Source organism: Mogibacterium diversum (assembly GCF_002998925.1).
GTDB classification, from domain to species: Bacteria; Bacillota; Clostridia; order Peptostreptococcales; family Anaerovoracaceae; genus Mogibacterium; species Mogibacterium diversum.
Genome location: NZ_CP027228.1, coordinates 110,867 through 135,484, shown reverse-complemented (window position 1 = coordinate 135,484; position 24,618 = coordinate 110,867). Strand labels below are relative to the sequence as shown.

Annotated in this window: 26 protein-coding genes and 1 tRNA gene; 6 read left to right on the top strand and 21 right to left on the bottom strand. The window is 42.7% G+C overall.

The annotated features are described in order from the left end of the window. Positions 1–117 precede the first annotated feature (117 nt). The 3 genes from C5Q96_RS00635 to C5Q96_RS00625 are packed head-to-tail and all read left to right on the top strand — an operon-like array spanning position 118 to position 3,599. Entirely contained in the window at positions 118–1,212 is a 1,095-nt protein-coding gene (locus tag C5Q96_RS00635; RefSeq protein WP_106056225.1) for a homoserine dehydrogenase, read from the top strand. Between the two features lie 10 nt (positions 1,213–1,222). Continuing rightward, entirely contained in the window at positions 1,223–2,542 is a 1,320-nt protein-coding gene (locus tag C5Q96_RS00630) for an aspartate kinase (RefSeq protein WP_106056223.1), read from the top strand. Between the two features lie 43 nt (positions 2,543–2,585). Beyond that, a complete protein-coding gene (locus C5Q96_RS00625) occupies positions 2,586–3,599 on the top strand; it encodes an aspartate-semialdehyde dehydrogenase (RefSeq protein ID WP_106056221.1) in 1,014 nt (337 codons plus the stop codon). Positions 3,600–3,772: 173 nt separating this feature from the next. On the opposite strand, the gene C5Q96_RS00620 is transcribed toward C5Q96_RS00625, so the two are convergent. Both C5Q96_RS00620 and C5Q96_RS00615 read right to left on the bottom strand, forming a co-directional pair. Then, positions 3,773–4,219, bottom strand: coding sequence for a hypothetical protein (locus tag C5Q96_RS00620; protein ID WP_106056219.1), 447 nt, complete (start codon positions 4,217–4,219; stop codon positions 3,773–3,775). Between the two features lie 158 nt (positions 4,220–4,377). Then, positions 4,378–6,093: an AMP-binding protein gene (locus C5Q96_RS00615; protein WP_106056218.1), complete on the bottom strand. Its 1,716-nt coding sequence runs from the start codon at positions 6,091–6,093 to the stop codon at positions 4,378–4,380. Positions 6,094–6,414: 321 nt separating this feature from the next. On the opposite strand from C5Q96_RS00615, the gene C5Q96_RS00610 reads away from it, so the two are divergent. The 3 genes from C5Q96_RS00610 (at position 6,415) to C5Q96_RS00600 (ending at position 7,930) form a co-directional block, all read left to right on the top strand. After that, positions 6,415–6,948: a DUF1836 domain-containing protein gene (locus C5Q96_RS00610; protein ID WP_106056217.1), complete on the top strand. Its 534-nt coding sequence runs from the start codon at positions 6,415–6,417 to the stop codon at positions 6,946–6,948. Beyond that, entirely contained in the window at positions 6,945–7,193 is a 249-nt protein-coding gene (locus tag C5Q96_RS00605; protein ID WP_106056216.1) for a TIGR03905 family TSCPD domain-containing protein, read from the top strand. Before C5Q96_RS00610 ends, C5Q96_RS00605 begins: the two co-directional genes overlap by 4 nt. A 134-nt stretch (positions 7,194–7,327) precedes the next feature. After that, positions 7,328–7,930: a hypothetical protein gene (locus tag C5Q96_RS00600; protein WP_106056215.1), complete on the top strand. Its 603-nt coding sequence runs from the start codon at positions 7,328–7,330 to the stop codon at positions 7,928–7,930. Between the two features lie 122 nt (positions 7,931–8,052). Here the strand turns inward: C5Q96_RS00600 and C5Q96_RS00595 are convergent, their stop codons facing one another. The 19 genes from C5Q96_RS00595 to C5Q96_RS00505 form a co-directional block, all read right to left on the bottom strand. After that, on the bottom strand, positions 8,053–8,799 hold the full coding sequence (locus C5Q96_RS00595; RefSeq protein ID WP_330403842.1) for a formate/nitrite transporter family protein: 747 nt from the start codon (positions 8,797–8,799) through the stop codon (positions 8,053–8,055). A 390-nt stretch (positions 8,800–9,189) separates the two neighbouring features. After that, positions 9,190–9,414: an SdpI family protein gene (locus tag C5Q96_RS08875; protein WP_408631999.1), complete on the bottom strand. Its 225-nt coding sequence runs from the start codon at positions 9,412–9,414 to the stop codon at positions 9,190–9,192. 541 nt (positions 9,415–9,955) lie between these two features. Beyond that, entirely contained in the window at positions 9,956–10,141 is a 186-nt protein-coding gene (locus C5Q96_RS00585) for a hypothetical protein (protein WP_106056213.1), read from the bottom strand. A gap of 12 nt (positions 10,142–10,153) precedes the next feature. Beyond that, positions 10,154–10,480, bottom strand: coding sequence for a hypothetical protein (locus tag C5Q96_RS00580; RefSeq protein ID WP_106056211.1), 327 nt, complete (start codon positions 10,478–10,480; stop codon positions 10,154–10,156). 344 nt (positions 10,481–10,824) lie between these two features. Then, positions 10,825–10,916, bottom strand: a tRNA-Ser gene (locus C5Q96_RS00575). A 164-nt stretch (positions 10,917–11,080) separates the two neighbouring features. Further along, positions 11,081–12,430 carry a D-alanyl-D-alanine carboxypeptidase family protein gene (locus tag C5Q96_RS00570; RefSeq protein WP_158696637.1) on the bottom strand — a complete coding sequence of 450 codons (1,350 nt, stop codon included), beginning with the start codon at positions 12,428–12,430 and terminating at the stop codon, positions 11,081–11,083. A 77-nt stretch (positions 12,431–12,507) separates the two neighbouring features. After that, positions 12,508–13,464: a diacylglycerol/lipid kinase family protein gene (locus C5Q96_RS00565; RefSeq protein WP_106056207.1), complete on the bottom strand. Its 957-nt coding sequence runs from the start codon at positions 13,462–13,464 to the stop codon at positions 12,508–12,510. Positions 13,465–13,493: 29 nt separating this feature from the next. Next, the gene (locus C5Q96_RS00560) at positions 13,494–14,207 is read right to left on the bottom strand and encodes a metallophosphoesterase (RefSeq protein ID WP_106056205.1); all 714 of its coding nucleotides are present in this window, start codon (positions 14,205–14,207) and stop codon (positions 13,494–13,496) included. Between the two features lie 2 nt (positions 14,208–14,209). Continuing rightward, positions 14,210–15,205 (bottom strand): DNA recombination protein RmuC, encoded by a 996-nt coding sequence (locus tag C5Q96_RS00555; protein ID WP_245905572.1) that lies wholly within the window; start codon positions 15,203–15,205, stop codon positions 14,210–14,212. A 114-nt stretch (positions 15,206–15,319) separates the two neighbouring features. Continuing rightward, positions 15,320–15,865 carry a regulatory protein RecX gene (locus C5Q96_RS00550; RefSeq protein ID WP_106056201.1) on the bottom strand — a complete coding sequence of 182 codons (546 nt, stop codon included), beginning with the start codon at positions 15,863–15,865 and terminating at the stop codon, positions 15,320–15,322. A gap of 85 nt (positions 15,866–15,950) precedes the next feature. Continuing rightward, complete coding sequence (locus C5Q96_RS00545; protein WP_106056199.1) at positions 15,951–16,610, bottom strand: 4'-phosphopantetheinyl transferase family protein; 660 nt, start codon at positions 16,608–16,610, stop codon at positions 15,951–15,953. 10 nt (positions 16,611–16,620) lie between these two features. Beyond that, entirely contained in the window at positions 16,621–17,793 is a 1,173-nt protein-coding gene (locus tag C5Q96_RS00540) for a S41 family peptidase (protein ID WP_106056196.1), read from the bottom strand. Continuing rightward, positions 17,756–19,408 carry a single-stranded-DNA-specific exonuclease RecJ gene (recJ, locus tag C5Q96_RS00535; RefSeq protein ID WP_106056194.1) on the bottom strand — a complete coding sequence of 551 codons (1,653 nt, stop codon included), beginning with the start codon at positions 19,406–19,408 and terminating at the stop codon, positions 17,756–17,758. The genes C5Q96_RS00540 and recJ overlap by 38 nt, the downstream gene beginning before the upstream one ends. Positions 19,409–19,412: 4 nt before the next feature. After that, positions 19,413–20,594 carry a murein hydrolase activator EnvC family protein gene (locus tag C5Q96_RS00530; RefSeq protein ID WP_106056193.1) on the bottom strand — a complete coding sequence of 394 codons (1,182 nt, stop codon included), beginning with the start codon at positions 20,592–20,594 and terminating at the stop codon, positions 19,413–19,415. 11 nt (positions 20,595–20,605) lie between these two features. Continuing rightward, positions 20,606–21,499 carry a permease-like cell division protein FtsX gene (gene ftsX, locus C5Q96_RS00525; RefSeq protein WP_106056190.1) on the bottom strand — a complete coding sequence of 298 codons (894 nt, stop codon included), beginning with the start codon at positions 21,497–21,499 and terminating at the stop codon, positions 20,606–20,608. After that, positions 21,489–22,217: a cell division ATP-binding protein FtsE gene (ftsE, locus tag C5Q96_RS00520; RefSeq protein WP_106056188.1), complete on the bottom strand. Its 729-nt coding sequence runs from the start codon at positions 22,215–22,217 to the stop codon at positions 21,489–21,491. Before ftsE ends, ftsX begins: the two co-directional genes overlap by 11 nt. 245 nt (positions 22,218–22,462) lie before the next feature. Next, positions 22,463–23,182, bottom strand: coding sequence for an amino acid ABC transporter ATP-binding protein (locus tag C5Q96_RS00515; RefSeq protein WP_106056186.1), 720 nt, complete (start codon positions 23,180–23,182; stop codon positions 22,463–22,465). Continuing rightward, positions 23,182–23,898 (bottom strand): amino acid ABC transporter permease, encoded by a 717-nt coding sequence (locus tag C5Q96_RS00510; RefSeq protein ID WP_106056184.1) that lies wholly within the window; start codon positions 23,896–23,898, stop codon positions 23,182–23,184. The genes C5Q96_RS00515 and C5Q96_RS00510 overlap by 1 nt, the downstream gene beginning before the upstream one ends. 200 nt (positions 23,899–24,098) lie before the next feature. After that, positions 24,099–24,458 carry a hypothetical protein gene (locus C5Q96_RS00505; RefSeq protein ID WP_106056182.1) on the bottom strand — a complete coding sequence of 120 codons (360 nt, stop codon included), beginning with the start codon at positions 24,456–24,458 and terminating at the stop codon, positions 24,099–24,101. Positions 24,459–24,618: the final 160 nt, after the last annotated feature.

Genomic DNA, 24,618 nt, shown 5'->3' with positions numbered 1-24,618 from the left:
TGTTGCGTATTTTGTGTTTTTATGATACATTATTCCTCGTAGGAATACAAGTGTTTTTCACACAAGGACACGATATGCAAAAAATGGACATAGAGAGGATTTAAGAGTATATAAATTATGAAGATTGCAATTCTCGGATACGGAGTAGTCGGAAGCGGCGCATACGAAGTCGCACAGGCTGCTCATAATATAGAAGTAAAACGCGTGCTCTACAAGAGGCCGATAGATGAACTCGGAGATATCGTAACTACTGAGTACGAAGATATTTTGAAGGATGAGGAGATTGAGCTAGTTGCAGAGTGCATAGGTGGTCTCCACCCAGCATACGAATATGTATCTGCTGCTCTTAAGAGTGGCAAGCACGTAGTAACACCTAACAAGAACCTGGTTGCAGCATACTGGGACGAACTACACGATCTCGCTAGAGAGCATGGAGCTGAATTCCGCTACACGGCTTCTGCTGGCGGCGGCATCCCATGGCTTTTCAATCTTCAGCGCCAGTCGAGAAGTGATGACATTTTATCTATAAGCGGTATCGTCAACGGCACATGCAATTACATTCTGGATACTATGCATAACGAGCCAGTTGATTTTGCAGAGATCCTTGCAAAGGCACAGGAGCTCGGATATGCAGAGAAGGATCCGACTGCGGATATCGGAGGTTTCGATACACAGCGCAAGTGCGTGATTTCAGCGAACCTCGCCTTTGGCACAAGTATTTCCGAAGAAGATGTACCTGTGTTCGGAATTCAGAATATCACAGCTGGAGACATCAAGTATTTCAACGAACACGGATACACTTGTAAGCTTCTCATGAATGCAGGTCAAACCGAAACAGGTGCTTACGCATACGTTGAGCCTACCCTTGTTAGTAGAGGCGCACTCGAGTCCAGCGTTCCAGCGAATAACAACCTCATCAGCCTGACGGGAAATCACATCGGTACACTCAGTTTCTACGGACAAGGTGCTGGCAAGTACCCTACCGGAACTTCAGTGATTCAGGATGTGCTGGATATTGAAAACGGCTGGAAGTTCTCAGACAAGAGTGAGAAGAACGATGTATCTGTTGACAACAGACTTGAAGCTCATAGATATTACATAAGGGAAAACGGTTCATGCAAGATTACAGGGCCACTAAGCGTTACCGAGGCACACAGATTAGCCTCCGAGAGCAGTGACGAGCATTTCTTCATGGCAGGAATAAGGGAGTAGATATATACTAATGATTAAAGTTGCAAAGTTTGGCGGTTCATCGCTCAGTGATGGTGCGCAGTTTGCCAAAGTAAAAAATATAATTGAGCAGGACCCTAGTCGCAGAGTGGTATTGGTTTCGGCACCAGGTCGCCGCACTTCGGATGATAACAAGGTGACAGACCTTCTCTACCTAGTGAAAGCGCACATCAAGTACGATGTATCTTATGACAGTATATTTGAGATGATTGAGCAACGCTACATGGACATCCGCTCTGAATGTGGCCTATCACTCGACCTCGATCAGGAGTTTGAGATTATCAGAAGTAAGCTAAGCAAGAATATCTCCATGGACTACCTCGCATCTCGGGGTGAATTTCTCAACGCGAAGCTTATGGCTGAGTATCTTGGATACCAGTTTGTGGACTCTGCAGATCTTATCAGCTTCAAGTACAACGGCGATGTAGATATGGAGAAGACAGAGCAGAACTTCAAAGAAATCTTCGATGTATATAACAAAATCGTAATTCCGGGATTCTACGGAAGCCTTCCAAATGGCGATATCAAAGTATTTTCCCGAGGAGGCTCCGACGTATCAGGGGCAATCGCAGCGGCTTCACTAGACGCAGATGTGTACGAGAACTGGACCGATGTCAGCGGCATCCTGATGGTAGATCCTCGCATAGTTGAAAACCCAAAGAGCATAGCCCGCGTTACATACGCAGAGCTCAGAGAGCTTTCTTATATGGGAGCTGCGGTTCTCCATGAAGATACAGTCTTTCCTGTACGAGCTAAGGATATTCCGCTCAACATCAGAAATACCAACGAGCCTGATAACCCAGGTACTATAATCCGCGAGAGCTTCGGCGAAGATAGTCCAGAGGAAAGCAATAGATTCATCACGGGAATTACCGGCAAACGCGATTTCTCATTGATCAAGATAACAAAGGGCAATATCGGAGAGAATCTAAATACACTCCGCAAGGTTCTCAACATATGCGAGCAGCACGATGTACCTATATCGCAGATTCCTAGCGGTGTTGACAGCTTCTCAATCATCACTCCGTCATCCAAGCTCGAGCAGTGCAAGTATGATGTGCTAGCGGCTATCAAGAAGGAATGTGGAATCGATGCCGAGATTGACCAGGGTATCAGCATGATTGCTATCGTCGGCAGACAGATGGCATACAAGACAGGAATTTCCGGCAAGCTATTCGGGGCGCTAGGTGTTAACAAGATTAACATTCGTATCATCGAGCAGTGTGCGGATGAAATCAATATTATGATCGGCGTATTTAACGAAGATTTTGAAAAAGCGATTCGCGTGCTATACGAAAGCTTTGCAAAGTAGCAAGAAAGGGGTTTGGGATCGGTCAGATTCCAGTAGATAAGATATGAAAGAATACAGATTAGGAATACTCGGTGCTACTGGTGCCGTTGGACAAGAGATGCTAAAGGTACTTCAAGAGAAAGACTTCCCTCTGTCAGAGCTCAGACTACTCGCTAGCAAGAGAAGTGCTGGCAAGGAAGTTCAAACTGAGAAGTACGGAACAGTTGTGATTCAGGAGGCAACTGATGACGCATTTGCAGGACTAGACTTCGTGCTCGGTGCTGCAGAGAACGATATTTCAATTAGATTTACCGATGCAATTAAGGCTTCAGGGGCTACGTATATTGATAATTCTAGTGCATATAGGCTCGATGATAACGTACCTCTAGTTGTTCCCGAGATCAATCCAGAGGACGCCTTTAAGCATAGTGGAATTATTGCGAACCCAAACTGCTCGACTATAATCACACTTGTTGCTATAAACGCAATCAATAAGCTCTCCCCTATCAAGGGGCTCTATGCCTCGACTTACCAGGCAGTGAGCGGAGCTGGTGCAGGTGGACCGATTGAATTATTCGAGCAGACGAAGCAGGTACTAGATGGAGAGAGTAGCTCAATAGAGCCAAAGGTATTCCAGCACCAGATCGCTTTTAATCTAATTCCGCAGATTGGTGGTTTTGGAGACAACCTTTACACTTCCGAAGAGATGAAACTTCAGAACGAAGGTCGTAAGATCCTTCACCTTCCTGAGCTAAAGGTATCTTGCACATGCGTAAGAGTTCCTGTTGAACGTTCGCACTCAATCTCTGCAAATGTAATCACAGAAGAACGACTTGATCTGGATGATGTAAGAAAGGCTATAGCAGGTGCTAAAGGCTGCAAGCTCGTAGATGATCCTGAATCACTTAGCTACCCAATGCCAATCGATACAAGCGATCAGGATATCGTATTCGTTGGACGCATCAGACGTGACCTCGTATGCGAAAATGGAATCAACCTATGGTGCGCAGGAGACCAGGTTCGTAAGGGTGCTGCAACTAACGCAGTGCAGATTGCGGAGCTGCTAATCAATGCCTAGAACAGCTTTAAAGCTGAGCGATACAAGAATTCAATAAACAAAAGACAAAGCAGGAGGACAGCGCTATGCCGCATGTCCTCCTGCTTTATATAGTTATAGAAAAAAGCTTCACACCCTCGGATTATTTTAATTATAAGCTTCACTTATTATTTATGCCGTCAATACGAGAGCTTTTAAATATTGTCGTCTTTCTTATTGCTTGCATAATTCGCACTCAATATGACATCCCCCATTGTCCATATGCTTATTATTCCAGAACCATAGACACAACCATTCTTATATATGTATCCTCGAAAAACCGTATCATACCCGCTGTATGTCTCCGTTATAATCTCAAAAATCCCATTTGGGAATTTATCTATAAATTCTCTCATTCTGTATCTTGTTCCGGTGAATGATCCATATCCAAGCTCAGAATCAAAAACTATGACATCGCATTCTTCGTAATCAATGCCCTCAAACAGCATAGTAGCAGGATAGCTTTTCTCATTATCGCCACTATACTCATACACTTTGTCAAACGTCAGAGTAATACGCTCTGCTTCTGCGCTGATTTTGATGATTCTACTATCATGAAGACTGAATGGTATGTTGTTATCAACTCTCTTTTTTATATTCATAACCACCTCCGCATTAGTATTAACATTAACTAAATCAATGCTAATGCTCCTGGGAGCGCCTCGGGAGCAAAAAAAGCTACTCCTACAATAGCAACAAATATCCCCGCTGCTATTATTAAATCTCTTGCATTTCTAAGATTGAGCCCCCTTCTTTTTATTTATGCCTCTTCAGACTTAGCCTCTTCCCTGCGTAGCTTTTCAGCCTTCTCCTCATCGATAATCTTCTGAGTCTCAACGAATCTCTTTACCTTCTGGGTACTTGTCTTCTCCATAGGTTCATCAGTTGTGTATACTCTCTTGATTCTCTTGTACGGAGGAAGCTTGTCATTGATTTTCTCAACATCAGCCTTTACTATCGCGTTGATTTCTTCAGGCGTCTTGCCCTCAAATTCCTCTGGATTATAAACGAGCTTAAGTGTGACTACGAGGTCACGCTCATCCTCGGCGTTCGGAATACCGACGATAATCGCTTCTTCTTTGTATGGAAGTACATTTAGCTCCTGCTCGATTTCCTCAGGGAATACGTTCTTTCCATTCATCAGTACGATTACGTTCTTCTTGCGGCCTGTGATATAAAAGTATCCGTCCTTATCCTTATATCCGAGGTCTCCTGTGTGGAACCAACCATCGTAAATGCACTCGTTCGTCGCCTCTTCATTACCATAGTAACCGAGCATGATGTTCTCTCCGCGAGCGATTATCTCTCCGATGCCGTTCTCATCAGGCTCGTAGATGTCCATTCCAACACCTTCGATTGGAATTCCTACGGAACCAGGTCTTCTATACGCAGGTCTCTCTGCAGAGAGCACCGGCGAGGTCTCTGTCAGACCATAACCCTGTAGACATATAACGCCGAAGTCATTCCAGCCCTTAATGCACTCTGGATCAGCAGCAGCCGCTCCTAGGATTACCATGCGAAGCTTTCCACCGAACGCCTCGAGAACTCCCTTAAACACAGTTCTTCTGATATCTATATGTGCCTTTCCAAGAACCCTTACGACCTTCCCCATTGTTTTGAGCCTGCCAGAAAGGCCTTCCTTCTCAGCCTTCTTAAGGATACGGCTATACATAGTCTCGATGAGAAGCGGTACTCCTACGAAGATGGATACTCCATACTCTTTGAAGTTCTGCTGGATATACTTAAGCCCGTCACAGAATACAGTCGACGCACCCGCAGCAAACATGATAATCTGGCATGTAAGACCGAAGGTGTGGTGATATGGTAGAAGCGAAATATTGACATCTGTATCATAAATCTGCTCAGAGGCGATAGTATTGACAACATTAGAAGCAACATTACGCTGCGAAAGCATTACAATCTTAGACTGGGATGTAGTTCCAGATGTAAAAATCATGAACGACATATCATCTGGATTGATTACAACATCATCATACTTGCGAGAGCCTCCATCGATGAGTTCCCTACCTTCTACTGTGAGGTCATATATATCAGTCTTATCAGAGACTTTGAATAGCGGAAACGCAGCCTTAATACGAGTCTTACCACTAGAAATTGCTTTAGCGACGGACTCCGACTCCTTCTCATCGTAGAAGATAACCTCTGCTTCACTACGAATGAGCGAGCTTTCAAACTCATCGTGCTTTAGCTCTTTGTCGAGCGGCACAGTTATGTTGTCTGTTAACAAAGTTGCCATATTGGCGAGATACCAGTTGTAGCTATTCTTGCCGATGATGACGATTCTAGTATTCGAGAAGCCTCTACATAGCAGCGCCTCTCCAAGACATCTAATCTCCTCATAGTATCTGCTGTAGGAAATATCACGATACTCTCCATCACCAAGCTTGAGTGTGAACGCCTTGTTAGCCCCGTACTCGCTAACAGCAGCTTCCATTATCTCTCTAATATTCTCCAAAATTACCTCCGTTTATCCAACTGTCACTTGCCCCTTACAAAAACACCGTCCACCAAAAGCCACTAAAGCGTAGTGTTCCGGCATGCCGAGTGAGCACGATTTGCGAAAAAATATAAAATGGTTTTGAAAACTATATTATTTAGTATTACAATCTAGGTATATGCTGTATGATACTCCATTTAGCACGATTTAGCAATATTTAATTTGATTTTTATGCAGGCATACATGTGTAAATGGTTGAAAAATACAAGTTATTAGAAATTTGAAGCTCACGGCGAGCTGTGATACTATCCTATATGAAAGTATAACTGGAAGGAACTTATGGAACAGAGAGAAACGATTCAGGACAGCACTAGGCTTCACCTCCCACGCTGGGACGAGCTACCTGATATATCGCTATATATGGATCAGGTGCTATCGCTGATAAATCCTCATTTTCAGGACACATACGGAGATAGCTATCTGCTGACTAGCACTATGGTCAATAACTACGTTAAGCTAGGGGTCATCCCACCTCCTGTAAAGCGTCGGTACGGCAAGGAGGCCATCTCACGGCTTTTCGTAATTGTCACGCTCAAGTCGATATTTAACGTGCAAGAGATTGCAGAGCTAATTTCGGCTATCGACGATGACAATAGCCTCAGATATGAGATCTCCGAATCTTATGACCTGTACTGCAGTACACTTGAGGCTGCGATTGATGCGACATGTGCAGACAGCATCTCTCACACCAAACCTGCCCAGGATTATTTTAGAGTAATAGAAGACGTTGCGACAGCTGCCGCTTATCAGCTAATAGTGAAGCGTAGGCTGAAGCTGAGACGAGAAAGAAAGGAAGAAAGGAAGAAAGTATGATATATAAGCCAGAAGGTGTCTGTGCCCAGCTCCTGAATCTTGATATTGAGGACGGCATAGTAAAATCAGTTGAATTTATAGGTGGATGCGCCGGAAACACCCAGGGAATAGCCAGTCTAGTAAAAGGAATGCCGGTCGATGATGTAATCGAAAGACTAGAGGGTATAAAATGCGGATTCAAGGATACATCATGTCCGGACCAGCTTTCTGAAGCGCTAAAGAAGTACAAAAATGAGCAGCAGTGATTGCTGCTTTTTTTGTATTAAATTGTTTTTTCTACCCCCCCATTTACACTGATCAGTTTATATGGTAATTATAGGTTACAAGCAGTTAACACCTCTATAATTAAAAGTGCACTTTATGCACTGGAGGTAGAATCATGAAGAAATCAAAAGCATTAGCTATAGTGATTGCTATTGTTTTAGCTCTGCCTGTACTTTCAATTTATGGTAACACTAAACTTGGTCATTCAAACGAATATGACACTAAGTCTGAACAGTACCATGGAGTTTATTACAGAAATACGCTAGTAAGAAAATACAAACATTATAGCCAATATAAGCGAGTGTCTAAAGATGTCGAGAGCACTGTGGACGGGTTACCAATTACACCAGATAGAACCGTAACCTTTCGTGCATATGTAACAGGCAATACGCTAGGTTACCGCGTAAATAAGGATAAATTTATCACTAACGGTTTTATGAGTTGGTACGCTCTTGATAGACTAAACAACCGGATGGAGGGAAATCTATCATATAAGCGCCTATTTATTCAAGATATTAATAGTGAATTAACTGATCCAATTGTCCTAAATGGAGAAAAAAGCAAAGTGCAGCATATCGGCTTCAGGGCTGTCTATACCGTCGAAGAATACGAGGTGAAGATGTTCGAACAGAAGACTGGAAAACTCATAGGCTCAAGCAACTACAAGCTGTATAAACCAGTTTACGGGGAATTCGCTCTACTTTATTATAAAGAGTAGCACAATCTTATAATTAAATACTTTGAATACGATAAGAGGGATGGCTTAGCCACCCCTCTTTTACTCTATTAACGTTAATTTATTTCATCCCATTTTATGAATTCACTTGTTGCCTCATGAATTTACTTGGACTTTTCTTTAGCTGCCACGATATACGGAACTGCTACAAATAGCACGCCACCTATCATATTTCCAAGCGACACCAGTCCGAGATTATAGAGGTATCCACCGACAGTAACTGCTTCATTCCCGCCATTATTAATAAGTGCAAGAGCAAGAATCGTCATATTAGCAACGCTGTGCTCAAATCCAGTGGCAAAGAACGCAACGATGCACCAGAATACCATGATGAGCTTGCCTGCATCGGTCTTGCATCTAAAGCTGCACCACACCGCAAGGCACACGAGGAAGTTGCAAAGCGCACCTCTCGTAAGAAGTGCGATAGGCGAAAGGGTCATTTTTACCGCCGCTGCACCGACTACCGCTGCCTGAGTACCATCTATGTATAGACCGGTCAAATTGAACAGTCCAGCGAGAAGTGCCGAACCTATAACGTTTCCAAGCCAGCATATGACAAATATCTTGAGGACATCGGCAATCGTCACTTTACGCCTCATATACCCGACGGCAAGAATCATGTTGTTACCTGTAAAGAGCTCTGCCCCAGCTATTATTATAAGGCTGAGAGCTACGCTAAAGAATATAGCCATGACGAGCTTAGCATAAGGTGCGCCCTGGAGCTGCCCGCCTAGAGTAAACGAAATCAGCACCCCGAATCCTATGTATATTCCTCCGAGTAGTGACATGATAATATATCCGCCAGGGTTTTCTTTAAGAAGTCTAACCTTAGCTTCTGCTCCATTCGAAATAGCTGCGATTTATTCTCTATACATGTGCCGTCCTCCGATAACGCTCTTCCTAAGTACTTAATATGATACATTATAAGCGATTGGAATTAAAGTTATTGCATAAGGTCTGCGGCATATAAATACAGTTAAAATGCATAAAATTACGGTCAAAGATTTAAAATATAATTAGATTTTACCTTTACAGACTGGAGAACTTTTACGTGAGCAATCAAGTTTCTGAATGGGTTTATTATGGTGATGGTATAGGAGCCGTAATAGTTGACTACGCTTCATACATTTGGATGGTCGATGAAATAAAAAAGGATCTCGACGAATGGGATATTATGAACTGTGTGGTAGTTAGCGTAGACCTGCCACATGTTAATCTAATAGGCTTAGCTAGTTTAGATATCAGTGCTTTTCTTTTTCTTTTGCACAAACAAACTTGGAATATATTACACTAATCAAGAAAGATGCGATCAGTAATACCAGAAAAACTATTTCAGCCATATCGCTGGATATAGTAAAAAATGCAATCATAGATACCAATCCCACAATTACTAGTAATATGCCTAGAAATTTATTGCTCTTCTTCCACGTGACATCGTTACTCAGACCAAGCGGTTCTAATTCCAAGTATTGGATTTCTGGGTACAAACATGCATGCAGCTCCCGTTAATACACTAACTGTGAATACTATTAATAAAAAAACGTCAAAGCTAGTCATTGTTATCCCCCTTGCCTTAACCATACCTTATTGCTATAATCAATGTAGCTACGGAAGCTATCAAATCGATAGTTGCAGTGATGAGGTTAAGCATTTCAGCCTTGTTGCTGCTTTTTTTATTTCTCGTCTTATATTATTATAAGCATAATTTGACAATAAAGGTTAGAAAAGGAAAAACTTCTTAATTTCGATGCGAATTAATATATTTAGTTTTCATAAAAGCCACCTGTCTAATCTTCATTTTTAATCTTCACTATTGTTTCATTACTTTTTCTAATTCTTTCATTTTTAATTCTCCTTTCAAATTTTATAAAATACAAAAAGCTAAATATCTTTAATAGATAAATAGCCTTTTGAATTATTTATAAATATTTCGTTATATTTACATTGAAATTATCTTATTGCATGATTAGGATAGTCTATCATCATGAGTTGCAATAATCATTGTTATCAATGTTTATTTATTTCACGTATACCTCGAACTCCATTTGCTACACCTAATATCATTGCCATTAGCGATATTAGTTTCAATTCCACTTTGCCTCCATATGCAATAGTTTTAATAAAAACCATTGCGGCAAGTATTCCAACTACTATTTGTAGTATTGATAGAACATACCTGTACTTACTTCCCATAATTCATGCCTACTAATATCTTCTCACCGATTTCTTTGTAATAAATATATTTATTGCGAAATAAATATTTATTGTTCCAATTGTTTCACACAATCTTCTAATAATGTTGGGATAATATTCATGATACGGCAGTATGTATGCCAACACCACACATGCTCCTCCTATTGCAACTGTTACCACGAAGCTCACGATACGATTTTTCTTTGACAACAAATCACCATAGTCATTTTTTTTATATTTCTTTGCCATTAACAATGTTGATAAAAAAACCAAAGGTGATAAAGGCACAAACAACAATGCCACTATGTTAATGGCCATAATTATGGTTATCGCTATCATAATACAATGTAACCGCTATTAGGAATAGCATCAACAGAATCAAATTTTCTAGCTAAAAATGTTCCTAGCTCAAGATAAGTATCTACTAAGGGTTTATAGCTAAGTGTCATAGTTTATCTCCTTTACAGTAGTTTTATATTTCTTATTATAATACAAACCACTGTAAAAATCCTCCATATCAACTTATTAGTTATGTCTGCATTAGTATTTTTTGAGATAGTCCTGTTTTCAATGCTTTTCGCCTTACCAATTCGGACTGTCCAACATCCTCAGAACCCCCAGCGGGGTCGAAATCTTTCTCGCATATAAAAATAGGTAGCACATAAAGTGCTACCTATTTTTTATGGCGGAGAGAGGGGGATTTGAACCCCCGCACGGGAATTACCCGCCTGCTGGTATTCGAAGCCAGTCCCTTCAGCCTCTTGGGTACCTCTCCACAAATGATATCCTGGAGACTAACGACCAATAAAGGTCAAAAGCCTCAACCAGAAACTAAGCCCAAGACGGGGGCGGAAGTTTCTGCAGGATACCGCGAAGGTCATTATAGCATAGGCTTATGGTGTACGCAAGTAGTCGCAAGCGATATAACGATGCGCTTAGCTACTTATCCCTGCCCTTATCATGCTTCCCAATTGGCACTGCAGCTTTCTTTCTGCGCCTTTTCACTAGGCAAGCAATCACGATTAAAACAACTAGAACTGGACCTAATATCATAGCACCTAGATTAGATATATATGCCTCGGATGTTATCCAGCCCTTACTCACATTCTGCTTCACTACGAGCGGTGCGTCAGACACATACTTGCCATCGACATAAACCTTTGCAATCGCCACCTGGTCTCCCTTCCTTAGCGGAGCCTTGACGGACCAATCACGCTTTATTTTTACAGTTATCTTTGCACGATCGCCCTTCTCGGTATACGCGTAAGCCGTCTCACTTGCATAAGCATCGACTATGGTGTTCTTGCCACCGCGAACTAGAATTTTTGTGACCTTTTTTCCTTTTGCGACAGGCTTATTAACCCTTAAATATTTGTATGCATATTCAAAAATCGCTTTTGCATCCTTCGGACGATTTTCCTTATCATCACCGAACAGCACGAGTACCATCTTCAGATCTTTCTTATCATAAGCGAGCACGATCGAAGCTTCACCGTTCCAGAAACCAGTTTTGCCAGCAACTACACCGGACCCCTTTGTATTAATCAAGTCAGTATGAGATTTCATGACGCGCGCTTCGTTTAGGTTGGTCGCTCCCATCTCGTATTTCTTGGTGCTTGCAAATTTATAGACCTGTTTGTTCTTAAGCGCCGCCCTAGCAATCTTCATATAATCGCTAGCTGTAGTATAATGATTTTCTTCTTTCATTCCGTTCGGATTTACAAAATTAGTATCCTTACAGCCTAAAGCCTTTGCTTCGTCATTCATCATCTTAACGAATTCATCGACATTGCCATTCGATACGACCTCTGCGAGGCTATACGCGGCATCGTTCCCCGACAAAATCATCAGTCCATACAGAAGCTGCCTAACCGTTACAACTTCTCCTTCTTTGAGCTCCATCGAAGAACCACCAAGAGCTGCAGCCTCCTTCGATATCGTGACTTTCTGATCAAGATTTTTTATGTGCTTAACGACTAGCAGCGCTGTCATCAGCTTCGTAGTGCTAAATGGAGCTACGCGTTCATTCTTATTCTTCGAGAACACCACAGTATTCGTATTCTCGCTGTATAAAACCGCACTCTTTGCATTTATCTCAGGTGCCTGAACCTTATTTGTCACGCTTGACGTCTTAGCTGATTCTGTTTGCTTCGATGATTTAGATGAGCTTTTATCGCTAGCACCATATGAAATCATGTAAAGCAAACCGGTGCTGAAGACCATGGTTATGCACAGCACCGTCAAAATCGCTATTTTAAAACTCTTCCTGAGATTATCCCAAGCTTTCATCTCTAATCTCCAATCAAGATTTTTCTTTACTGATGTGCCTCGCATCGATACGCTCAATCAGTTCCTTAAAACCTCAGCTAAACCTGAAGATACGGCACTAGCACCCGCATAGCCCTATCCTTAACCTCTATCGCAAGCTCGTCAGTTTCCGTTATCTCGCCATCTACGACAAACTTCATGTGTCCACTTCTGGGGATAATATCGATCTTTCTTCCCTGCTTAAACTCAGTAATCTTCTCTATTCCCTTTATCTCATCAAGCTTTCCTTTTGAGAATTTAGGTAGAACCTTAAGCACAGTACGCCTTGGGATCCTATGCACGACAAGCACATCTAGAAGTCCATCATCGAGCTTCGCCTTTGGGCTGCTCTCAATTCCGCCACCACAAAACCTACCGTTTCCAATAGTGCACATCATCAGCGGCCCCTTAAATAGCTGCTGTCCATCTATATTAACCTGTAGATTCTGTCCCGACTTCTCGATGAGGTTTAGAAAAATCGACAGTCCGTACGATAACGATCCACCGATAAAAGTCTTTTTATTAAAATAAGTCGCCAATATCGCAACGTTCCCGTCAAAACCGATATTAAACGCATTGAGTCCGATTCTGTTATAGCTCTCTCCGTCTCTCTTGTATGAGTACGACATAACATCAATTACTTCTTCCTCAGCCAAAAGCTGGGACATGAGATCTTTATAATCCGTGGCTTTAGGGCCCCCGAAGTTACGGATAAGGTCATTTCCACTGCCAATCGGGATAACTCCGAGTGCTGCATTTGCATGGCCGTATACACCATTTGCAACTTCATTCACAGTGCCATCCCCACCGCAGGCATAGATTCGCACTTCTTCGCCGTCTCGCTCTGCAGAAGCCGCAACCTTATCTGCGATGTGCGTCGCAGAACCTGGTCCGGTCGTATAATGTAGCTCAATGTCGAATTCCGAATCTAGCGCCGCTGCACTGATTTCTTTGCACAGCTTGTCCGCCTTCTTGCCATTTCCAGCAATCGGATTAATGATAAATGCATATTTCACTTATAAATGCCCTCTTTTTTAATTTATCGTTACTTTTCCTGTTCACTATCATAAATTAGCTTTGGTTTCGCACCGAGGTAGTCTAGTGAAACGAGTTTATAGTCTATACCACCATGCTCGCCCTTGATACCATTGTTCCACGCGACCATGCCGTGAAGGTGACCATAGACGCACTGCGTAACACCGTATTCCTGCATAATCCTGGTAAATTCCGTCTCTTCCACCTTAGCCGGCGGATAGTGCATCGCCATGATAATTTCTGATGCGCCCTTTATCTTCGCATCTACGAGGCTATTTCTAAGTCTGCCTTGCTCACGCAAATACATCTTTTCATCATGCTCTGTATACGTAGTAGCGTCAGGTGTCGGCCAGCCGCGTGAGCCACAAATCGCAAGGTCTAATGCCTCTACATAGTAACAATCATTTTGCAGAAAATGCATATCGTCGTAGAGTGTCCTAAGGTGCTGAATCCTGCACCACCAGAGGTCATGGTTTCCGCGCAGCAGCACCTTCTGACCAGGCAGCTCATGAATCCAGTCCAGGTCAGCCATAGCCTCGTCTAGCTTCAGGCCCCACGATATATCTCCTGCAATTATTACAATATCATCGTCTGTAACCAGCTCGGTCCAAGCAGCTTTAACTCGCTCTGCATGGTCTCCCCAGCCAGGTCCAAAGACGTCCATCGGCTTATCTATTCTCTCATCAAAGGAAAGATGAAGATCCGCAATGGCGTATATTTTCATACTTATTCCTCTTCGCCTTCAATATTATTTACTCTCTGCAGCGCTCTCTTCATCTGGCGCATGCGTACGCCTGCCAGCTCATCGATATCATCACTAGCTTGCTTTAAGTGCCCTTGTGACTTGGCTAGAACCACCTCAAATCTCTCAAATTCCTTCTGTACAGCGTGCAGTAGCTCCCACACTTCACTGCTCTTCTTCTCTATCGCTAAAGTGTTGAAGCCCATCTGTAAACTATTAAGAAGCGCTGCCATCGTGGTCGGTCCGGCAATGGTTACCTTGTACTTCCTCTGCAGTGGTTCGATGAGTCCAGCATTAATCGCTTCAGAATACAGTCCTTCGAACGGAAGGAATAGTATTGCAAAATCCGTCGTAATCGGTGGATTGATATACTTCGAGTTGATGTCTTTGGCTTCACTCTCGATTCTATTAACGAGCTTCTTCTTCGCCTCGCTAATCGCCTCTTTCTCCCCTAGGTCATATGCTTCAAGCAGTGCGTTATAAGCATCTCCAGGGAACTTCGCATCGATAGGGAGGAACACATCGTGATCGTCCGTTCCAGGAAGTCTAATCGCAAACTCGACATTCTCCCTGCTGTTCTCCTTAAGCCTAGCATTCTTAACGTAGTGACTAGGCGGAAGCATCTGCTCGAGAATAGACCCAAGCTGCACTTCACCGAGTATACCGCGAGTCTTTACATTAGACAGTATCTTTCTGAGATCACCAACTCCCTGTGCGACTGACTGCATCTCGCCGAGTCCCCGGTACACTTGCTCTAGTCTCGCGTTCACTAATCCAAATGACTTTGTGAGCCTTGTATCCAAAGTCGTCTGCAGTTTCTCATCGACCGTATGGCGTATATTCTCGATCTGCGTGTTATTCTCAGCACGAAGCCTCGCCATGCTGTCATTTAGCTCTTTGAGCCTCAAATCCTGATGCTCGGACATCGTCATCTGACTCTTGGCAATAGCATCGCCGTACGCCTTAAAATACGTATCCATTCGCTCCTCATTGCCTTTCGTGCGCATCAGAACGAGGATGCTCATGAGCATCGACCCTAGACACATAATTAATAACAATATCATAATAGTATTCATATATTTATTGCTTTACCTTTATGCTTTGATCTTCCAGCTGCGCATCTCGGAGATTATCTTATAGATAACACCGCTGGTATATCCTCTGTTCTCTAGCTTTCTAGCCATAGATGCTATCTTGCGTTCATCCAGATATTCCGCTTCTTCGCTATCTGATGCACTCTGTAGCACGGCTTCTACCGAGTTCTCGTACCCTCTCGTCGCTTCAAAGCCGTATATGCTCTCTATTGCTATCCGCCTGGCATTTGCAAGCTCATCTACACCCGCTTCGTACTTATAATCTTCTAAGGCATTTTCTGCAGTTAGAGCATCGACGCCCTTCTGCTCGAGTTCACGTTTGGCTCTCATACCTCCCCTTAGCTTCTCGAAGGAATTCCTGTAGAAAGCAAGCGCGTATTCATAATCATCTATGTAGTGGTGAGCCTTGAGGTCATCAATTGCGCCCTCTATCTCGGAGTCCTCATATTCCTTCTCCTTGAGGTGCTGACGCATCTCCTGCTCAGTCCTCATGCGGTGCGATAGGTATCTCATAGCCTCGTCACCGACGCCACGTTTCTTGCTCATATCCTCATATACTCCTATCGGTAATATATTTTGCGGGAGGCTCCTTGCTGCCACATACCTTCGGCGCTAATATTACCCATGTTTATTAATCAAGCGTAGATACCTGCAGATTATTAGTTCCTCCAAATGCAGAATCATCTCTTACCGCAGTTGCTGCGTAAAGCCATCTCTCTCTCCTGCATGATCCATCGCTAGATGTAGCTCCCGCATTATCAGCACTACTTATCTCAGCGCCTAGCGATACATCATAGATGCGCCACATAGCGCCTTCATATATAGTGCTTTCCCCCATTGTGCTAGGAGCATCGTAGAAGACAGAGCTTCCGGCAGCTTTGATAAGTGCCTCTCTCCTTGACCATATGCGGAAGAACTCATCTATTCCTAGTTTATTTACACTCTCCTGCTCATCTTCCTGATATAACTTTACAGCAATCTTCTCGAGCTTCGCTTTTTTATTATACTGTATATCGAGGCCGCATGGTGCATCTGAAAAAATGATTGCCCAAGTATTCTCGCTATGAGAGATCGAATAATCTGGAATCCCAGCGATATGAGGCTTTCCATTTTTGTTGAACTCGATATTATCTGCTATATACCTTCGTAGCTCTTCACCTGTAAGTGCAGCTAATTCAGGGGCAATATCTATGCTACTATCACTCTCGATAAGCTTTCTAATGCTCCTTGCAAGTAGCTCTCTACTATGCGCAGAATTCCTCTTGTATTCATTTGTATATAATAAATACATTGCGAGCCCCCTACTTGCTCTCAAGCAGCTTCATCGCTTCTTGAATTGCTACGTCTCCAGACTTTGCTTCCACATTAGGCGTTACGCCCTTTTCATTTATCCTTTTGCCATTTGGATCGATATACTCTGCAGTCGTCAGTTTCACCACAGATCCACCCTTAAGCTTAAAAATCGTCTGTATTACACCTTTTCCGTACGTCTTAGTTCCAATTATTTTCACATCGTTTGCTTTTAGTGCAGCCGCAAATATCTCCGCCGCACTTGCTGTATCCTGATCTACAAGGACTACAAGCTTTACATCAGCCGAACTGTCATCTGAAGTGTATTTCTTGGTCTTTTTCTTGGAAACTATCTTGCCAAGCTTCGCTTTTTTAAGAACCTCGTCTGCTGAGCCAAATGCTTCTTCGACTACCCCTCCGGTATTGCCGCGTATATCAACGATGATCTTATTGCAATCCTCGGTTTTAAGCATCTCTATAGCGTTTTTGAATGATTTTGAAGTTCCCTTTCTAAATGTACTGATGCGTATATATCCTATGTGTTTTGATGAATCCTTCACCTCATATGTCACACCATCATCTTCAACTTTAGAACGAGTGAGCTTGTACTTCTTAACGACTCCCCCTCGCGAGATAGTAAATTCGACATCATTGTCTCCGCCGCCTTCCATTAGCTCGGCTGCATCGTTTAGACTCTTTACATTCTTGCCATTAATTTTAAGGAGTTCGTCCCCCGCTAGAATCCCTGATTGTTCTGCATCGCTTCCAGATAGTACCCTATTAACCACGATTTTATCATTTTCATCAAGCTTAAGAGCTACTCCGACGCCAGAATACGATGTTAAATACCTGCGTTCAAATGCCTCGTACTCTTTCTCCGTCATATATTCGGCGTATTTATCATCCAGTGTCTTTAGCATGCCAAGAGCTACAGCTTTATCGACTTCGTCAGTGTCTTGCTTGTAGTATGCCTTGTTATTGATTATTTTCTGAATGTCATAGTACTTGCCGAACTCATCATCTAGGGCCTCATATTGGTCGAGTTTGTACTGAGATATCAGTCTCCCTCCAAGCACAATATGCATGAAAATCACAGCGCAAACTACCGCAGTTCCAAACCCTGCGGCAAATGCGATTAATAATGTTCTATGCCTCCTCAACATCGAGGACTCTGATTTGAACATTCTCTCTGTCCTTCCACCTATTTATGTCCATCACTCCGTAAACTGTCAGAGGTTTATTGCTAGCAATCAGGCTATACACGTCCATCGCTTTGTTGAACATTATGCACTGAATGGCACTTCCGTGCTGCATCACAGAAAATCTCGCATGTTTATTATCCGATAGGAATTTCCAATCTACAACCTGCACCTTCTCGAATCTGAACACTGGTTCTGGATTTCCTGCTCCGAACGGGGCAAAAAGCTCTAGCGCTCGCGCAAGCTCTATACTTGTATCCGGAACTATTATATCCATATCCGCCTCTATCGTCCTGTCAAATAACTTTTCATTATCCGCAAGTAGTCCCGCCACATCTTCTTTTAACGAAGCCCTAAGCTTTTCAAGATTCTCAGTCTCCATCGTGAATCCGCAAGCAGCCTTATGACCACCGAACTTCACAAAATACTCTGAATGGCGATTCAGCAGAGAATACAAGTCTATTCCCTCGATAGATCTACCAGTCCCTTTGAGGAGCCCATCGTTTGGTGACACAATAACAACTGGTCTATTGTAGCGCTCTTTGAGATTTCCAGCTACAATTCCCAGGATTCCCTCGTGAGCATGGTCGGCCTCAATCATTATGAAATCACCCTTTTCGAGTTCATCATCCGCAAGACTTATGCAGTTTTCAAAAGCTTCCTGCTGTAGCTCACGTCGCTTCGTATTTGTCTCCATAAGCTTTGTGCATAGACGCTCTACTTCATCATCGTCATCGGATAGCAATGCTCTAACTCCAAGCGAGGCATCACCAAGTCTGCCAGCAGCATTAATCCTAGGAACTAACGAAAAAGCAACGTTCGTAGAAGTAATATTGTTGTAATCAACACCTGATAGTTCTGCGAGCCTTCTTAATCCCTTGTTCTTAAATCCAAGTCTCATGAGTCTGAGACCATACTTTACAAGCGAACGGTTCTCATCCACTAGCGGCATTACATCTCCGATAGTTCCAACCGCAACGAGTTCGAGCACTTCTGTAATAAGGCTACGAGGGATTTCACAGTTACGACTAAGCGCTAATGCAAGTTTATATGCTACCCCTACCCCTGCAAGACCCTTAAAGGGATAAGTATCTTCTGGCGCCTTGGGATTGATGACGATTCCTGGCGCAATCACATCTTTTATAGTATGGTGATCAGTCACAATAGTCTCGATGCCAAGGCTATTCGCATACGCAACCTCTTCGGCTGACACAGACCCACAGTCAACTGTGACGATAACCTCGCCTTCGTCTTGATATATCTGGTCTATGGCTGACTTATTAAGTCCATAGCCCTCATCAAGTCTGGAAGGTATATAGTAAGTCACATTGTCTGTGAGAGAGCCGATAACCTTCATCAGAAGAGCTGTCGAAGTTACGCCATCACAGTCATAATCACCATATATAACTATTTTAGATCCGCTGTATATAGCATCTAACAACAAATCCACTCCCGCATGCATGTTTGCTAGCAGGAATGGATCATATGCAAGCTTAGGACTTGGAGAAAGGAACTCTTCGAGCTCCGCATCTCCCTCTATCCCTCTTTTTCTTAATAATTCATTCAGCACTGGAGTGCTTTTAAAAATATCTATATTCATATAATTAGAATAAACTCATTGGGTTAATATACGTACCGTTCTTGATTAAACTGAAATGAAGATGCGGACCTGTTGACCAACCCGTACTTCCAATATATCCAACAACTTGCCCTTTAGTTACATACTGACCATTAGAAACCGCAAATCCACTCATATGTCCGTATAGGGTGGTGTATCCGTTTCCGATTGAAATCATAACGCAGTTACCGTAACCACCATAGTATGATGCCTTGGTAACGTAACCGTTAGCGATAGCTCTGATAGGTGTACCCTTTGGGAGACCTGATACATCTACACCATCGTGATACTTCTTTGTCTTGAATATTGGATGAACTCTCCATCCGAAAGGAGAAGTTATAGTTCCACCGCTTACTGGCCACTGATATCCGCTTGAAGTAGTTGGTGCACTTGGACGGCTTGAGCTTGAGCTACTTGAGCTGCTCGAACTTGAGCTTGAGCTACTTGAACTGCTCGAGCTACTCGAGCTACTCGAAGAAGACTGACTCTGAGCCTGCGCTGCCTGCTGCCTTCTAAGCTTTTCCTCTGCTGCTGCCTGAGCTGCTGCTGCCTCTGCTGCTAGCTTATCACCCTCGGCGTTTAGCTGGTCCTGCTGCTTAGAATATTCATCCGCAAGCCCCTTGTACTTCTCACGAGTTGCTTCGACTTCCTTTTTATTCTTCTCCAGAATCTTTTCCTGTTTAATCTGCTGATCCTGAAGAAACTCGATTTCTTTATAGTCCTTCTGTAGTGTGCTGAGAAGCTTCTTGTCACTAGAGAGCACTCTCTGCACCATACTAACGTTTGTTATCAGTTCGCTAACATTGCCTGAACTCAAGATTACATTGATAAAGCCCGCTGTACCCGTCTTATACATAGCTCTAAGCCTTGAATTTAGAGCTTCAGTCTGCTTGCTTACAGCAGCCTTCTTTGCCTCGAGCTTTGCCTGTGTCGCATTGATCTCCGCTTGTGCATTATTAATATTAGCTTCTAGTTCTTCAACCTTCTTAGTCGCTTCACCAACTTTAGCGCTAAACTCCGCAGACTTTGCTCCTGCAGCTGCCGCTTCCTTCTTCTTCTGAGTAGCGCTAGTTGCATATGACGGCACAGATGTTACAAATGTCGACACAACCATAGTTAAGGCGAGCAGTGAAACCACTACACACTTTGTTTTATTCACCCTAGTCATTCGTCTCCTCCTTATCTATCTAAGAACCTTCTTATCGAGATTATACTGCCGCAGGTACCTACTCCTACTCCTAGCGCAATGAATATGAGCATTACGTTAGGAATCAGGTATCCTGTTGGAACTACCGGCACTGATAACATCCTCATGATATCAGGTCCAACTACCCCGATGAGTCTCGAATATATAACAAACATTAAAGCAGTTGAAATCGTCGCCGACACAAATCCGAGAATAATCCCCTCAAACAAGAATGGTCCTCTTACGAACCAGTCCGTCGCTCCAAGGTATTTCATTATGCTTATCTCCTTAGAACGTGCAAATACAGTAAGCTTAATGGTATTAGCAACGATGATAACCGATACGATTATAAGGAAAATCATGGTGATAATCGACGCTGTCTGAATGAAATTCGTTATCCTCTGCAGCTTCTCGACTGTATCCTGATAGTACTTAATATCTTCAACACCAGAAATGGATGTTGCACTCTTGGAAAGCTTATCTGCTACCGACTTATCCTTAACATACACGAGATATGAGTTAGGTAGCGGGTTATCCGCAAGGCTATCGAGAAGATAACCGTTATCTCCCCAGCGTTTCTTCATGATCTTTATCGCATCTGCCTTAGATCTGAACTCAACCTTGTCCACACCTTCTGTGGACTTAAGTTTGCTCCCGATATCATTATTTACAGCATCTGTATTGTTATCGTTTAAGAAGACCTCAACGATATTGTAATCCTGTTTGATAACATTGGCGAAAAGGTCAACGTTTACAAATGCTACGAAGAATAATCCGAGGATAAGCATCATCGCCGAAATAGCAAGTACGGCAGTGATGTTCATACCCTTGTTACGACCAATCTGCGAAACCGACTGCTTGAGAGTGTACTTTGCTCTAGAAAACATATTTATCTACCCCCTCATCGTAATCGTAGTATTCTTCTTCGTTATAGAATCCATATTGCCCCTGCTCATCACGGACAATATGACCATCTTCAATCGCTACTACACGCTTATTCATCTGGTCAACGATGTCCTTCGCATGTGTAACCATGAGGATTGTGGTGCCACGAAGATTAATCTTATCCAGGATTTCCATAATTTCCATGGCCGTAATAGGGTCAAGATTTCCAGTTGGCTCGTCGGCGATAAGGACTCTCGGATTATTGACAATCGCTCTAGCGATACCGACACGCTGCTGCTCACCAGCACTGAGCTCATTAGGATATCTGTCCTGCTTATCGAGAATGCCGACTAGGTCAAGCACGTATGGGACCTGTCTCCTGATATCCTTGCGCTTAGCATGTACTACTTCCATAGCGAAAGCGACATTTTCATACACAGTCTTCTTTTCAAGAAGTCTGAAATCCTGGAACACCATTCCAATCTTCTGCCTCAGTTCTGGGATCTCCCTTCTGGACAGTCTTGTTATATCCTTACCGGCAACTACAATGGTTCCCTTATCTGTGCTAATTTCATTAAGTATCAGCCTTACAAAGGTTGTCTTACCCGCACCACTCGGTCCAACGAGGAAGACGAAATCGCCTTTCTCAATGCGAACAGTTGCGTTCTCTAGTCCTACGTTGTTGCCATAATGTTTAGTAACATTCTTAAATTCGATCATATGACCTCCTAGATACACCAACAGATTGTAGTATTATACACCAAAAACGCTGAAAAATAAACAAAAGGCACTACAAAAGCACGGTACAGAGTCACTATACCGTGCCATTTTTCAACAAATTCAATCGCAAATCTTCACATAAAAACTGAATAGCGCAAAATATTGTTGTGCGTACTTTGAGAGCCACTACATATCAGCATTTAACAACCACTATAGCTTTTATGTATCAGCTTAATTGCGTAATATTAACTTAAAACCTTGGATAGGAAGTTCTTCGTTCTCTCCTCTGACGGATTTACGAGAACCTCTTCGGGTGTTCCCTGCTCGACGATAACGCCCTCATCCATGAATATGACCTTATCAGCTACCTCCTTGGCAAACCCCATCTCGTGAGTGACCACAATCATCGCCAACCCTTCCTTGGCTAAGTCCTTCATTACATCTAGAACCTCTCCCACCATCTCAGGATCAAGTGCAGATGTAGGCTCGTCAAAGAGCATTATCTCAGGATCCATAGCTAGAGCTCTAGCTATCGCAACACGTTGCTGCTGACCTCCTGATAGCGAACGTGGATAGGCATTAGCTTTGTTATCAAGACCAACTCGCGTAAGAAGCTCCATGGCTTTTGCTTCAGCATCAGCCTTGCTCACACCTTTAACGTTGATAGGTGCACAGGTTACGTTCTCGAGTACTGTCATATGCGGGAAGAGGTTGAAGTTCTGAAACACCATCCCCATCTTAGTTCTGATTTCATTGATATTCTGGCTCGTCACTAGTTCCCCATCGATGTATACTTCTCCGGATGTAGGAACTTCAAGTAAATTGATGCATCTAAGCATCGTGGATTTTCCAGAGCCTGAAGGTCCTACTATGCAGAGCACCTCCGCCTCGCTTACTGTCTGATCGATGCCCTTAAGCACTTCATTATCTCCATATGATTTATATAGCTTCTTAATCTCTATCATTATGCTGCTCCTCCCTCGAGCACTGGTTTGTTTTTCTCTTCCCCTATCTTCTTCTCACTCCCCTTGCCACGTCGCTCAAGAACAGCGATTAGCTTAGAAAGAGGCAGTGTTAGTAGCAGATAAGCTAATGCTACGCCTATGTATGCCGGAAATGCTTCAAATGTTGCTGCACTAAGCAGTGTACCCTTACGCAAAATCTCATGTACTCCTACATAACTCAGAACAGATGTCTCCTTGATAAGTGTTACAAATTCATTTCCAACCGCTGGAAGTATAATCTTAACAGCCTGCGGAATGATTATAAGTCTCATAGCCATAGTCTTACTCATACCGAGCGACCTCGCTGCTTCCATTTGTCCTTTATCCACAGCCTGGATTCCGCTGCGAATTACCTCAGACATATATGCTGCACTATTAAGCCCACAAACGATTATAGCAGGTATGATTAGGTTTGCCCATTTGAAGTAAAACAGATGTGTTTGTATGAACTCCGGTATTCCATAGGCAAATATGAGTGCCTGCACGAGCATAGGAGTACCTCTGACTATATCGACATATAGCTTTGAGATTCCACTTAAAAATCTATTCTTTGATGTTCTCATGAGAGCAATCAGCAGTCCGACTACCGATCCTATGGCAACTGATAATACACTTACAAATACTGTTGCGGGGATTCCCTTACATGAAACTAGAAAACCTGTGATATAAGCATCCATTTTGATTCCTTACTTTCTATAATCATTTAACGATATGAATATAATAACACCATTTTATCTGTAAATCAACAATTTTTTGTATTTATTTTAGTATAATAGTATATTTATACAAACGAGTGCAACGCACATAATTTCTGCAAATAATAAAAAACTCACCTTCTGCAAGGTGAGCTTTCGCATTAACTTTTAACAAATAGCATTTACATAGCCTCTGATCTTTTATTTTTAAGAGCAACAATAATTATTGCATATAGCACAGCAATTATACCGAGTGCTGTAATTCCATATATAACTTTCGTTGCGAAAAATCCTACAGCTATGCCCAGTATAAACGCACTGTTGTTAAGATACCCGCCAAACCAATTCTTACCATACGAGTAGAACATAGGCTTATCGGTCTTAGTTTCCCTGATAGCGAGAGCGATGCCTATAAGTGCAAGAATTGTCCCTACGCCAAAAGATAGTATCATCGGTAGGTCGTTTCCTCCCGTGGCAGCGATGATTAACAATACAGCAAGTCCTACTACAATTAAATATCCAACTCTCTTGATGTTTTTCATAGCGATAACCTCCTTAGAAGATTTAATGTGTAAAAACCTATGCTTAAAGGTTTTATAAATCGTCTGAAGCGCTTCTTTGTATCTTTATGATATCACTTTAATATCATATGTCAATTGTAAGTTCTATTATTATCGCTATTATATTTGTATTTATTCTGTA